The organism is Desertimonas flava (assembly GCF_003426815.1).
GTDB classification, from domain to species: Bacteria; Actinomycetota; Acidimicrobiia; order Acidimicrobiales; family Ilumatobacteraceae; genus Desertimonas; species Desertimonas flava.
Map to the genome: position 1 here is coordinate 18,333 of NZ_QKYK01000034.1, position 13,445 is coordinate 31,777.

The following is a 13,445-nucleotide window of genomic DNA, read 5'->3' on the forward strand; positions in this document are numbered from 1 at the left end:
GTGGCTCCGACGTCGAGGGCGACGACGCCGAGGCGGCCGTCAACGAAGCGCGGCGTTCGTCGGTGAGCCGGGCCGAGCTGGCCCGCAACGCTTCGTTCGAGCAGCTGTCCCCGGAGGTCGGAACGCTCGACGAGGAAGCTCTGGCCGAGCTGCTCGACGAGGACGCCGACGAGGCCCTGGCGATGCTGGCGTCGATGACCGGGGCGATGGATCGTGAGCTGCGCGCGGCCGCCCGCCGGCTGGCCGGACGGCTGATGCTCGAGGTCGCCCGCCGCGGGCCGGTGCGGTCGCGGCGGGTCGGACGGATCGTGACGACGCGGTGGCGGCCCGACGCCGGCGACCTCGACGTCGACGCCAGCCTCGACGCCATCGTGGCCGCCAAGGCCCGCCGCGACGCGGTGGAGGCCGACGACCTTCGCGTGCGTGACTGGAGCCGCCCCGACACCGCCCTCTGTCTCCTGCTCGATCGCTCGGGCTCGATGGGCGGCCGGCCGCTCGCCACCAACGCCGTCGCCGCGGCGGCGGTCGCCTGGCGCAATCCCGACGACTACAGCGTGGTGTCGTTCGCCCGCCAGGCGATCGTCGTCAAGCCGCAGGCGACACCGGCCGGATCGGTGGAGACGGTGGTCGACTCGGTGCTGGCGCTGCGAGGCCACGGCACGACCGACCTCGCCAACGCCCTCGGTGCTGCCGGCCGGCAGCTCCGCCGCTCGCGGGCGGGCCGCAAGGTCACCGTGCTGCTGTCGGACTGCCGGTCCAACGAGCCGGGCGACACCCACGCCGCTGCGGCGGCGCTCGACGAACTGGTGGTGGTCGCACCGGCGGCCGATGCCGACGAGGCGACGGCGTTCGCCTCGGCGGTGGGCGCCCGCCTGTCGACGATCGACGGCCCCAGCGATGTCCCCGCCGCCCTCGCCGCCCTCCTCATGTGAGCATCTGGGCGCGGATCGTGCCGTTCACGCTTCTGGGTGCGATGCGTGACGCTCAGCGTCACGCATCGCGCCCAGTTCGAGCGTCGGTCCGGGCGACTCGACCCGTCAGCACTGCAGGTCGCGGGGCGGGACGATGCCGAACTGGTTCTCCTGCGGCTCGCCGTTCGGCACCGAGCTCGACACGGCCGAGTCAGCCGTCGTCTCGTCGGTCACGTCGGTGGCGGGGGCGGTCTCGACGACCTCGCCACCGCTGTCGCCGGGAACGCTGGAGCCTGGCACCGTGGTCGTGCCGATCGTCGGCCGCGTCGTCGTGTCGTCGAACTCCTGCACCGGGGCCTCGGACAGCGACGTCTCACCCCGGAACAGGGCGAGCACCGCCTGCATGTTGTCGCCCTCGATGGTGGGGATGAGCACCGAGTTGCCGTTGATCGTGCGGCCCGTGGCCTCGATCTGATAGGTGGTGATCGAGTCGGGATCGACGTCGCTCATGACGCCGGCGAACTCGAGCATCTTGGCGATGGTGAGGTCACGGTCGGTGACGATGTCCTCGGTGCCGGCCTCGATGAGGCCGCGGGCCACGCTCGGGTCGAGCGGCCCCTTGTCGAGGAGCGCCGACAGCACGCGGCGCAGGAAGTCCTGCTGGCGGGAGATGCGGCCGAGGTCGCTCGTCCCGTCGGTCGACCATTCGCCGCTGCCCGGCGGATCCTCGTACTGGTAGTGCCGCGAGCGCACGTAGGCCAGCGCCATGTCGCCGTCGAGGTTCACGCAGCCCGGCTCCTCGATGAGCAGGCCGGTGTTCTCGTCCCGGGCGGGGAACTCGAACGGCACGGTCACGCCGCCGACGGCGTCGACCAGCGTCTTGAAGGCGCAGAAGTCGACCTGGATGAAGTGGTCGGTCGACACGCCGAAGTTCTCGTAGATCGTGTCGATGAGGACCTGCGGGTTGCCCGCCTCGTACGCCGAGTTGATGCGGGACGTGCCACGGCCGGCGATCTCCACCCACAGGTCGCGGGGGAACGACAGCACGGCGACGCGCTTGGCGCCGGGGTCGACACGGATGATCATCACCGTGTCGCTGCGCTCGCCCATGCCCTCGCGGTCGCCGAAGCCACCGGCGGTCGGCGAGTTCGGGTCGACGCAGTCGCCGTTGTCCGAACCGGTGATCAAGAAGTTCTGCGCATCGGGATCGGCGTCGGGAAACGTGTCCGCTGGCGCGTCCGTCTCGGGCGAGGTGATCTCCACGGTGGTCACCACCGACGGTCGGGTGGCACCGGCGCCGCTGGTGGTCGTCGGCGCGTCGGCCGCGACCGTCTCGTCGGCCCCGGCGATCGCCTCGGTGACGTCGACGCCCTCGGTCTCATCCGTCCCGTCGGTGACCGGCGACAGGGCCGACGGCTCGGTCACCTCCGTGGGAGCCGCCGCAGATGTCGTCGTGGTCGCGGCGACCGTCGACGGGAGAGTGGCGACGGCGGTGTTCGCCGCCGCCTCGGCGGCCGCGGCCTCGGCCGGGTTGGTGATGTCGACGACGTTGCGTTGGCGGGCGATCTGGTAGCCCACGATCAACGCCGCGGCGACGGTGAGGCAGACGAAGGCCGACACGAACGTCGTGCCGATCGTCAGCCGCTCCGGCCACGTGCGGTGTGGGCGCCGCCGGGGCGCGTCCTCGTCGGCGTTCACGGCCGTGAGATTAACGAGCGACGGTGCTGAATGCGGGGCAGATGATGACGGTCACGTGGGCCGTTCACGCCTCGTCGGGCACGAGCTCCACGGCGATACCGACCGCCGCGTCCTCGGCACCGGCCGACAGCTCGAAGTCGGCGATGGTCAGGGCGTCGACGAGGTCCCGCCGGCACGGCTCGAGCTGGGCGATCCAGCCGGCCGGTCCGGTGACGACGAGCCGGGCCACCCCGGCCCGCTGGCTGCGCTTGGCCTCGGTCTTGGCGCGACGGACCCGGGCGAGCACCTCGCTCGCCGCGTCGAGCGACAGCTCGCTCGTGACGGCTGGAGCGGCAGGCCACGCCTCGGCGTGCACGCTGGCGTCGTGCCACCAGCTCCACACTTCATCGGTGACGAAGGGGAGGGCCGGGGCGAACATCCGCTGCACCGTGCCGAGCGCCGTGCGGAGGGCGTGCCGGGCCGACTCGGCGGCCCCCGCCTCGCCGGCGTAGGCGCGCTGCTTCACGAGCTCCACGTAGTCGTCGCAGAACCACCAGAAGAACGACTCGGTGTGCTCGAGGGCGCGGGCGTAGTCGAAGCCCTCGAACGCCGTCGTCGCTTCGGCGACCGTCTGGCCGAGCCGGGCCAGCATCGCCGCGTCGACCGGGTCGATCTCGACGTCGCCGCCGGACGGGTCGGGGGTGGACAGCACGAACTTCGAGGCGTTGAGCAGCTTGGTGGCGAGGCGGCGGCCGACCTTCATCTGGTCCTCGCTGAAGGCCGTGTCGACGCCCGGCCGGGCGGCGAGCGCCCAGTAGCGGACGGCGTCGGTGCCGTACTGCTCGAACAGGCCCATCGGCGTGACGACGTTGCCCTTCGACTTCGACATCTTCTTGCGGTCGGGGTCGAGGATCCATCCGTTGATGGCGGTCGACGTCCATGGCAGCGATCCGTGCTCGTAGTGGGCGCGCACCACGGTGGAGAACAGCCAGGTGCGGATGATCTCGGGACCCTGCGGGCGCAGATCCATCGGGAACACGTTCCCGAACAGCGATCCGCCGCTCAGTACCGAGTCGACCCACTGCCCGGCGATCTGCGGCGTGAGCGACGACGTGGCCCACGTGTCCATCACGTCGGGATCGCCGGCGAAGCCACCGGGCCGGCCCCGCTGATCGGCGGTGTAACCGGGCGGCACGTCGGTGGACGGGTCGATGGGCAGCGTGTCGTCGGCGGGGACGATCGGCGAGTCGTAGCGCGGCTCGCCGTCGTCGTCGAGCGGGTACCACAGGGGGATCGGCACGCCGAAGAAGCGCTGGCGGCTCACCAGCCAGTCGCCGTTCAAGCCCTCCACCCAGTGGTCGTAGCGGTGACGCATGTGGTCGGGGTACCAGTCGAGCTCCTTGCCGCGCGCGAGGAAGGCGTTGCGGCGGTCCTCGTCGCGGCCGCCGTTGCGGAGGTACCACTGACGGCTGGTGACGATCTCGAGCGGACGGGAGCCGCGCTCGTAGAACTTCACGGGGTGCATCAGCGGCCGGGGATCGCCGTGCATCTCGCCCGACGCGGTGAGCGCCTCGACGGTGGCCGCCTGGGCCTGCTTGACCGTCTTGCCGGCGATCGCCTCGTAGGCGGCCAGCGCCTCGGGGGTCTCCAGCCACTCGGGTGGGGTGGCGACGATGCGCCCGTCGCGACCGATCACGCTGCGCGTCGGCAGGTCGAGCTCGCGCCACCACGTGACGTCGGTGGTGTCGCCGAACGTGCAGACCATGGCGATGCCCGTGCCCTTGTCGGGCTGGGCCAGCGGGTGAGCGACGACGGGCACCTCGACGCCGAACAGCGGCGTGCGCACCGTGGAGCCGAACAGCGGCTGGTAGCGCTCGTCGTCGGGGTGGGCGACGAGGGCCACGCAGCTGACGATCAGCTCGGGGCGGGTGGTGTCGATCATCACGTCGCCGGCGTTGTCGCCCGTGCCGTGGAAGGCGAGCAGGTGGTAGGCGCCGGGGCGCTCGCGGTCCTCGATCTCGGCCTGGGCGACGGCGGTGCGGTCGTCCACGTCCCACACGGTGGGGGCATCGGCGCTGTAGGCCTCGCCGCGTGCGAGGTTGCGCAGGAACGCCAGCTGGCTCGTGCGCCGGCTGCCGGCGTCGATCGTGGTGTAGAGCAGCGTCCAGTCGAACGACATGCCGAGGCGGCGGAAGATCTCCTCGAACACCGCCTCGTCGATGGCCGTCAGCTCCTCGCACAGGGCGACGAAGTTGGGCCGTGAAACGGGCACTTCGTGGTGCTTGGCCGGCACGTCGCCGCGGAACGGCGGCTCGAAGTCGGGCTCGTACTGCTTGGTCGGGTCGCAGCGCACGCCGAAGTAGTTCTGGGTCCGGCGCTCGGTGGCGAGGCCGTTGTCGTCCCACCCGATGGGGAAGAACACCTGCTTGCCGGCCATGCGCTGGTAGCGGGCAACCGAGTCGAACTGGGTGTAGCCGAAGATCGTGCCCATGTGAATCGACCCCGACACGGTGGGCGGCGGCGTGTCCACCGAGAACACCTGGTCGCGATCGGCGCCGCGGTCGAAGCGGTACACACCGTCGGCCTCCCAACGCTCGGCCCAGCGGGCCTCGATCCCGTCCAACGTCGGCTTCTCGGGAATGGAATTCACGGGGGCACAATCTACGGCCGGGCGGTCAAAGTGCCCTGGTGCGTACCGCCGCGGGCCCTAGCCTGGTTCCGTGCTTCGCCTCTACGACACCGCCACGCGACAGGTGCGTGAGCTCGCTCTGCGCGAGCCCGGAAAGGTGAGCATCTACCTGTGCGGCCCCACGGTGTACGGGCCGCCGCACCTCGGGCACGGCCGGGCGACGCTCGAGTACGACGTGCTCGTCCGCTACCTGCGCTGGTCCGGCCTCGACGTCACGTTCGTCTCCAACGTCACCGACATCGACGACAAGATCATCAATCGTGCCGTCAACGAAGGACGCGATTGGCACGACATCGCCCACAAGTGCGAGGACGTCTGGTTCCGCGCCATGGAGGGCATCGGCAACGCCCGGCCCGACGACGTGCCGCATGCCACCCAGTACGTCGAGCAGATGGTCGAGATGATCGGCCAGCTCGTCGAGCTCGGCCGTGCCTACGCCACGGACGACGGCGTCTACCTCTCGGTCGAGACCGTCGAGGACTACGGCCTGCTCGCCCACCAGTCGCTCGACGAGATGCTCGCCGGCGGGGGCGAGCGCGACATCTACGGCGCCGAGCTCAAGCGGCATCCGGCCGACTTCGTGCTGTGGAAGTTGGCCAAGCCCGGCGAACCGTCCTGGGACTCGCCGTGGGGTCCCGGCCGGCCCGGCTGGCACAGCGAGTGCGTCGTGATGAGCCTCGACATCCTCGGCGAGGGGTTCGACCTCCACGCCGGCGGCCAGGACCTGCGGTTCCCCCATCACGAGAACGAGCGGGCTCAAGCGGTGGCCCTCGGCCGGCGCTTCGCCAACCACTGGATGCACCACGGCATGGTCGTCGACGCGACGGGCGAGAAGATGTCGAAGAGCCTCGGCAACTTCGACAACCTCCTCGACATCCTCGAGAAGTACGACGGTCGGGCCTATCGCATGGTGCTGCTGCAGAGCCACTACCGCAGCCCGGTGCAGGTGGGTGAGACGACGCTGACCAACGCCGCCAAGGCCCTCGCCGGTCTCGACGCGTTCGCGGCCCGCACGTCGTCGGTGGCCGGCGCCACGCCCGATGCCGCGGTGCTCGACGCCTTCCGGGCGGCGATGGACGACGACCTCGACACGCCCAAGGCGATGGCGTTGTTGTTCGACACGGTCCGCCAGGCGAACAAGCTGCTCGACGCCGACGATCCCGACCGGGCGGCGCCGCTGGTGGCCGCCGTGCGCGAGATCTCCGTCGCCGTGGGGCTGGAGCTCGGCGGAGCGGCCGACGTGCCCGACGACGCACTGCGTCGGGCCGCCGAGCTCGATGCGGCGAGGGCGGCGAAGGACTATGCGCTCGCCGACTCGATCCGTGCCGAGCTCACCGGTGCGGGGTGGATCGTCGAGACCACGCCGACCGGGACGACGCTTCGCCGATGAGCGACCGGCCTCGCTCGGGCGCGCCGCCGAGGGCGGGCAAGCGGGGCTTCGGCTACCAGCCCGCCCTCGACGGGCTGCGAGCGCTGTCGGTGATCGCCGTCATTCTCTATCACGCCGGGTTCTCGTGGATGACCGGCGGCTTCTTCGGCGTCGAGGTGTTCTTCGTCGTCTCGGGATTCCTGATCACCTCGCTGCTGATCGAGGAGCGCAACAAGTCGTTGGCCCGCATCGCTCGCCGGGCGGCCGGCGGCCACGAGGACGCCCACGCGGCGCTGGGCCTCACCGGTGGCATCGATCTGCGCCAGTTCTGGCTGCGGCGGGCCCGCCGCCTGCTGCCGGCCCTGGCCGTCGTGCTGGTGGCCGTGTCGTTGTGGGCGATGGTGGGCGGCAACGACGCCCAGCGCTCGCAGCTGCGGCGCGACCTGCCGTGGGCCGTGTTCTACGCCGGCAACTGGGGCCAGGTGCTCGGCGACATCCCCTACTACTCCGCCGACCCGCCGCTGCTGCGCCATCTGTGGAGCCTCGCCGTCGAGGAGCAGTGGTACCTGGTCTGGCCGCTGCTGTTCATCGGCATCGTCCTGCTGCGCTGGCGCGACGTCACCGCGGCCAAAGTGCTCGCCGGCCTCGCGCTGGTGTCGATGATCGCCACGTTCTGGCTGCACCGCGGCGGGCCCGGTCCGATCTCCTCGTCGATCTCGGCGTTCGACGGGGTCGATCGCACCAACTTCATGTACCTGTCGACGTTCACGCGGGCGTCGGGTCTGCTGCTCGGCGCCGCCGCGGCGTTCGTGTGGCGCCCGTGGCGCACGGTGAAGAGCAACGCGACGATCCCCGCCGTCGACGCCGCCGGCGGCGCGGCGGTGGCCGGCCTGGGCGTGATCGCCGCCTCGGCCACGCTGATCGACGGCTACGTGTACCAGTGGCTGCTGCCGATGGTGTCGATCCTGTCGGCGGTGGCGGTGATGGCCGCCGTGCACCCCGGTGCCACGTGGTTCCGCATCGCCCTGTCGTGGAAGCCGCTGGTCGAGATCGGTCGCCGCAGCTACGGCCTCTACCTCTGGCACTGGCCGATCTTCGTGTTCGCCGAGGCCTACCACGGGTCGGTGGCACGGTTCGTCGCCGCGTCGCTCGTCACCGTCGTCGTCTCCGAGGCCTGCTACCGCTACGTCGAGACGCCGGTGCGCCACGGCGCCCTGTCCACGTGGTGGCGATCCGGCGGGGGCACGCGGGGCCGGCTCGTGCCGACCGCCGTCGCCGGATGTGTCGGCCTGGGCATCGTCGGCTTCTACGCCAGCGTCGAGCCGTTCGACCGGGCCGAGGGCGGCGAGGCCATCGAGTTCGTCGCGCCCCCGACGACGGGAGCGCCGACGACCGTCGCCACCGTCGCCGCCGGGATCGGCGCGCCACCCACCACCGCCGTGCCGACCACGGTGGTCGACAACGTGCCCGACCTCGTCGTCGTCGGCGACTCCACGGCCGACGCCCTCGTGAAGAACGCCCCCGACGGGTTGGAGGAGACGTTCGACGTGACCAACGGGGCCGTCCCCGGCTGCAGCGTCTACGACAGCGGGTCGGTGCGCAGCGCCCGGGCCGGGTTCCGCAACTCGTTCACCGTGTGCGAGGGCTGGGCCGACGAATGGCGGTCGGCGGCCGAGGACGCCGGGGCCGAGATCGCCCTCGTCGTGCTCGGCGCGTGGGACGTGTTCGACCTCACCACGTCCGACGGTGACCTGCTCCAGTTCGGCACGTCGGACTGGGACTACTACGTCGCCGCCCGCCTGCAGGAGGGCATCGACGCGCTCGTCAGCACGGGCGCCCACGTCGGCCTGCTCGAGGTGCCGTGCATGCGCCCCAAGGACGTCAACGGGGCGGCCGTGCCGGCGCTGCCCGAACGTGCCGACGACGCTCGCGTGGCGCACCTCAACGAACTGTGGCGCTGGGTGGCCAGCCAGAACCCCGACACCGTCTCGTTCGTTCCCGGCCCCGACGAGTGGTGCGGCGACGAGAGGATCTCCGCCGACCTCGCCTACCGCTGGGACGGCGTCCACGTCTACACCCCCGGCGCCAACCTCATCTTCCAAACCATCGTCCCCGAGTTACTCGCTCTCTGAGTTTCGTCCTCGCTCCGCATCGGTCGCTGCGCTCCCTCGCTGCGCTGCGGCGAGTTGTTCTGCGGCCGCCGGCGCCCGGCAAAGCCCGGGCGCCGGCGGCGCCGAAGAGTTGCTGTGGCGTCATCTTCACTCCCGGCCCTCTCGGGGCCTTACATCCCCACTGCCCACCTGGTCCGCTCGTTGGTCGTTTCGCGACGGCTCGAACGCGGTGGCTAGTCCGTTGGGTCGGCGAGGCAGGGGGCGGCGGCGCAGACGTCGATCAGTTCGCCGTCGAAGAGGAAGGTGTTGATCTGCAACTGGGCGTCGGGGTCGGCGCGCGGGTCCTCGTGGGGATCACGGGTGGTGCTGGGCGCGACGTCGGCGAGCGGGATCGGGTCGGACCCGGAGTCCCACACCACCAGCCCCGATCCGTTGCTCGGGTACTCCAGCGTCTCGAGTCCCCAGCCGGGTTCCACCTCGCCGCTGCGCCCCGGTTCGGTGACCGGCCGGTGCACCGGCATGGCCATCGCCCGGGCGGCGATGAACGCCGTCAGCTCGCTCACCTGCCAGTCGCCGAACGCCACGTGCATCAGGACGTCCTTGGCGGGCGTGCCGGGTAGCGGGTCGGCGGTGACGTGGCTCACGTAGCCGGCCCCCTCGCCGCGATCCCACAGCATCTGCACCATCGCCAGGATGAGCGCCCGATCGGCGACGTTGGGGTAGGCGGGTACGAAGATCGCCTCGTAGTCGTGGAAGTCGACCGAGCGGGGGAGCAGCAGGCCGTAGTTCATGCCGGCCACGCCGACGACGAAGCGGTCGATGTCGGTCGACACGCCCGCGAGCATCAGGCCCATGATCGCCCCCTGGCTGTTGCCGTTGTAGGCGACCACGGACGCGTCGGCGATCGGCGTGCCGTCGGCCCGCTGGAATGACGGGTCGGCAGTCAACCCGTCGTCGGCGAGCAGCAGCCGGGTCAGTACGAGCTGGTTGAGCACGCCCTGCTGGAGGCGGTCGGCCATCGACGGGAAGTTGGAGAAGTCGCCGAGCGTCTCGATCGCGTTGCCGATGTCGTCGGTGCTCATGCCCGCCCAGCGCGTCGCGCAGATCACCGAGTTGCCGGCGTTGGCGAGGCGGATCTGGTTGCCGGCGTTGATCTCGCCCTCGGTGCCGAGGAGCCCGTGGCCGTACTGCACGAGGTGGGCCGGATCCGCGCCGGTCATCGCGCCCTCGGGGATGTTGCACTGGAACGTGGCCGTCAGCGTGCCGTTGGCGGCGGGGAGGGCGTCGGGCTCGGCGGCGGTGTCGGCGTCGTAGTGGAAGCGCTCGCCGGGAGCGCCGTCGCCGGTGAGCCAGTTGGTCACGTTGTACGTGCCGATGACCGTGCGGGCCAGGCCCTCGCGCGGCGTGCCGTCGTCGTGGGTCGGGTCGTCGATCACCTCGCTGACGGTGAACTCGGGGGCGGCGTCACCCAGCTCGGCGAGCGTGGCGTCGCGGATGTGCACCATCCGCCCCGTCGTGTTCGTGGTGCTGGCGACAGTGAAGTCCCACGCCAGCACGAGCGACTCGCGCGCCACGCCCGCCGCCTCGAGGGCATCCAGCGCCGGCGCCAGCTCGGCGGCCCGATCGGCGAGCGATCCGTCGGCCGTGCCGTCGAGGATGGCGGAGAATGCCTCGCCGGCGGCGATCGGGGAGCCGTCGGTGGCGACGAGGTCGCGCAGCGCCACGGCGTAGGTGTGCCCCTCGGTGAGGACGACGGCCGGGTGGATGACCAGCAGTTGATCGTCGGGCAGGCCGTCGCCCCGGGTGTCGAGCTCGGCCCACAGCGGGACCCGCTCGCCCGAGTCGACGTCGATGATCACGACCGGCGCGTCAGCGTCGAGCGATCCGCCGAGGTCGGTCCACGACGGCAGCGCTGACGCCTCGGCGTCGAGACCGGGTACATGCGTGAGCAGCGTGCTGTTGGGGCTGAAGCCGTCGTTGCGGTTCCACTCGGTCACGTCGATCTGAACTCCCGCGGCGTTCACCGGCGCGCCCTCGGAGGGGAAGGCGACCCGGCGCCCCGTCGCCGACGCCGGATCGTCAGCGGTGTAGTGGTTGCTCGGGAACGGCAGGTAGCAGAGCCGCGGGTCGATCGGGTCGCAGCCCTCTGCCGTGGCGTCGGCAGTGGCGACGATGCCGCTCGAGTCGTCCGGCGGTGTCGTCGCCGAGGCCGGCGGCGAGCTCGCCCCGATCGCAGCCACCGCCGAGACCATCGAGATCGCCAACGCCGTCGTCCGTGTCGCCCATCGCCCCATGTGCCGACCCTACGCCGCCGCCGACGCCCACCCCGAGGTGTCCCCGACGGGATGTGCGAGGGCGATGCTGCGGCTGGGTGGCGTATGACCTGCCCACCTCGAACCGGCAACCGGAGGGTACGTACCCCACCGAAGCGTCGGGTATTTACCCTCCGGTCCCTGGCGACGGTGTCCGAACCCGGCAGTAACGGATGGTGCCTGGCACCATCTGTTACTGCAGCGCCGGAGCGCACGCTGCATCCGGTCAGGTGGTGGGGCGAGCGGTGTCGGTGGGTGGTGACGGGGTGCCGAAGTCCTGCCACGGGACGCCGACACGGGTGAAGCAGAGCGAGATCTCGGCGGCGTCTTCGGGGGTGGCGCCGAGGAACGCCAGGTCCACCTGCACCTCGTCGATGTACACCCCGTCGACCGACGTGTCGGTGGTGATGTCGTCGGGCACCTCGCGGGCGACGCCGGGGTCGATCGCCTCGACGCACGCCACGATGCTGTCGTGCTGGCGGGCCTGCAGGTCGTCGGGACGCTCGACGGTGGCGAAGTAGCGGTTGGCGATGTTGCCGAGGTAGCTCTCCGAACAACCGCGATCGAGCGTGTTCGACGCCCGCCCGAGGCCGTCGTCGCCGGCGAGCTGCCAGTCGATCGTCAGGCCCACCTGCAGATCGATGTCGTAGGCGTAGCGACCGCCGGCCCCGCCGTCGGCGAGGCAACCGAGGTAGCGCTGGTACGCCTCGTCCAACTCCTCGGCGGTCACCACATCGTCGGCGAGCACGCCGGGCACGAACCCGGTGTCGTCGACGACCACCGAGCCGACCGGTGCCTCCACCGCCTCCGGAGGAACGGCCTCCGAGTCCACCACGAGCACGGGGGTGGTGTCATCGGGGACCGTCTCCTCCGAACGGTCGTCGTCGCCCGAACACGCCGCACCGACCAGGCACATGGTCACGACCGCCAGCACCCCCGCCGGCCTCGGGACGCGGGGTCGGGGGCGCAGCACGCGGTCACGGTACCAAGCACCTCCGCCGGCACCGGGTCACGTGGTCCGCAGCGACAGCGTGTAGAGCACCGTCGACACGAGCGGCAGCACGGTGCGCACGTGGTTCCATGCCGTCCACGTCGATGCGTAGTGGCGCCAGGCGTCGATCGAGGCCGGAGCGTCGGGGTCGAGCCGCAAGAGAGCGTTGTTGCGGGGCACGTGGTACACCATCGTCAGCACGATGGCACCGACGATGTAGAGGATGCCGGCGACGAGTTGCAGCACGGCGGCCGTCTCGTCGAGACGTCCGAGCGCCCGCACGCCGAGGATGATCGCCACGACCATCGTGCCGAACAGACCGAGCATCAGCAGCGGCGAGCGATCGGCCGCTCGGTTGATGTCCTGCATCGCCCGCAACCCGACGGCACCCGGCGCGGCCCTGAGGCCCGACATGGTGATCGTGGAGTAGGCGAAGAAGAATCCGGCCATCAGTCCCGTGGCGGCGATCGCCGTGACGGTCGCCCAGCGGTCGAAGCCCTCGATCACGCCGCCCCCTCCGCCGGATCGGCCGCAGTAGCCCAGGCGCCGGCATCGGCGGCGTCGGCGGCGAACGCAGCGAACGACCGCGCCGGCCGGCCCAGCGCCCGCTGCACGCCGTCGGCGAGCGTGGCGTTGTGCCCGGCGAAGATGTGGGCGAACAGCGACGCCAGCATGTCGGCCTCGTCGGCGGGGACGCCGGCGGCGATCGCCTCGGTGGCGTAGGCGTCGACGGACACCGGCAGGTACACCACCTCGTTGCCGATGGCGGCCGACAGGGCGGCGGCCATCTCGTGGAACGACAGAAGCGTCGGGCCGGTCAGTTCGTACACCTCGCCGGTGTGGCCATCGGTCGTCAGCGCCAGCACGGCCACATCGGCCACGTCGTCGGCGTCGACGACGGGCTCGAGCACGTCGCCCGCGGGCAGAGCGATGACACCGTCGAGGACCGGGCCCTGCAAGAAGTGTTCGCTGAAGTTCTGGGCGAAGAAGCTGCACCGCAGCACGGTGGTGGGGATCGGGCCGTCGAGGAGGATCCGCTCGCACGCCTGGGCATCGGGCTCGCCGCGACCGGACAGCAGCACGAGCCGTTCGAGACCCGCCTGCTCGGCGGCCTTGCCGAACGCAGTGATGGCGTCGATCGAACCGGGGGCAGCGAGGTCGGGCTGGTAGGTGATATAGGCCGACGTCGCCCCGTCGAGAGCTGCCGGCCAGGTGGTGTGGTCCTCCCAGTCGAAGGAGACGGGGGTCGATCTCGACACCGGGCGCACGGGCCTCCCCATCGCGGTGAGGCGCTCGACGACGCGACGACCGGTCTTGCCGTTGCCGCCGACGACGACGGTGAGGGAGTGGGTGGGATGGATGTGGTCGGAACTCATGGGTTCCAT

At 71.2% G+C, this 13,445-nt stretch carries 9 protein-coding genes; 3 read left to right on the forward strand and 6 right to left on the reverse strand.

Annotation, left to right across the window (positions count from 1 at the left end; genetic code table 11):
* The first annotated feature begins 62 nt into the window (after window positions 1-62).
* Complete coding sequence (locus DN771_RS24970) at window positions 63-932, forward strand: vWA domain-containing protein (protein WP_205528760.1); 870 nt, start codon at window positions 63-65, stop codon at window positions 930-932.
* A 105-nt stretch (window positions 933-1,037) separates the two neighbouring features.
* Here DN771_RS24970 and DN771_RS24975 read toward each other — a convergent pair whose 3' ends face one another.
* The gene (locus tag DN771_RS24975) at window positions 1,038-2,609 is read right to left on the reverse strand and encodes an LCP family protein (RefSeq protein WP_117000293.1); all 1,572 of its coding nucleotides are present in this window, start codon (window positions 2,607-2,609) and stop codon (window positions 1,038-1,040) included.
* 64 nt (window positions 2,610-2,673) lie between these two features.
* The gene (gene valS, locus DN771_RS24980; RefSeq protein WP_205528761.1) at window positions 2,674-5,238 is read right to left on the reverse strand and encodes a valine--tRNA ligase; all 2,565 of its coding nucleotides are present in this window, start codon (window positions 5,236-5,238) and stop codon (window positions 2,674-2,676) included.
* 70 nt (window positions 5,239-5,308) lie between these two features.
* On the opposite strand from valS, the gene cysS reads away from it, so the two are divergent.
* Together cysS and DN771_RS24990 are read left to right on the forward strand one after the other, a co-directional pair.
* Complete coding sequence (gene cysS, locus DN771_RS24985) at window positions 5,309-6,667, forward strand: cysteine--tRNA ligase (protein ID WP_117000294.1); 1,359 nt, start codon at window positions 5,309-5,311, stop codon at window positions 6,665-6,667.
* On the forward strand, window positions 6,664-8,778 hold the full coding sequence (locus DN771_RS24990) for an acyltransferase family protein (protein ID WP_162942387.1): 2,115 nt from the start codon (window positions 6,664-6,666) through the stop codon (window positions 8,776-8,778). The genes cysS and DN771_RS24990 overlap by 4 nt, the downstream gene beginning before the upstream one ends.
* Window positions 8,779-8,990: 212 nt before the next feature.
* Here DN771_RS24990 and DN771_RS24995 read toward each other — a convergent pair whose 3' ends face one another.
* The 4 genes from DN771_RS24995 to DN771_RS25015 all read right to left on the reverse strand — a co-directional run bounded on the left by DN771_RS24995 (window position 8,991) and on the right by DN771_RS25015 (window position 13,436).
* Entirely contained in the window at window positions 8,991-11,051 is a 2,061-nt protein-coding gene (locus DN771_RS24995; protein WP_162942388.1) for a hypothetical protein, read from the reverse strand.
* Window positions 11,052-11,295: 244 nt separating this feature from the next.
* On the reverse strand, window positions 11,296-12,042 hold the full coding sequence (locus DN771_RS25005) for a hypothetical protein (protein ID WP_162942389.1): 747 nt from the start codon (window positions 12,040-12,042) through the stop codon (window positions 11,296-11,298).
* Between the two features lie 36 nt (window positions 12,043-12,078).
* A complete protein-coding gene (locus DN771_RS25010) occupies window positions 12,079-12,567 on the reverse strand; it encodes an anthrone oxygenase family protein (RefSeq protein ID WP_117000299.1) in 489 nt (162 codons plus the stop codon).
* Complete coding sequence (locus DN771_RS25015; protein ID WP_117000325.1) at window positions 12,564-13,436, reverse strand: Rossmann-fold NAD(P)-binding domain-containing protein; 873 nt, start codon at window positions 13,434-13,436, stop codon at window positions 12,564-12,566. Before DN771_RS25015 ends, DN771_RS25010 begins: the two co-directional genes overlap by 4 nt.
* Between the last annotated feature and the right edge of the window lie 9 nt (window positions 13,437-13,445).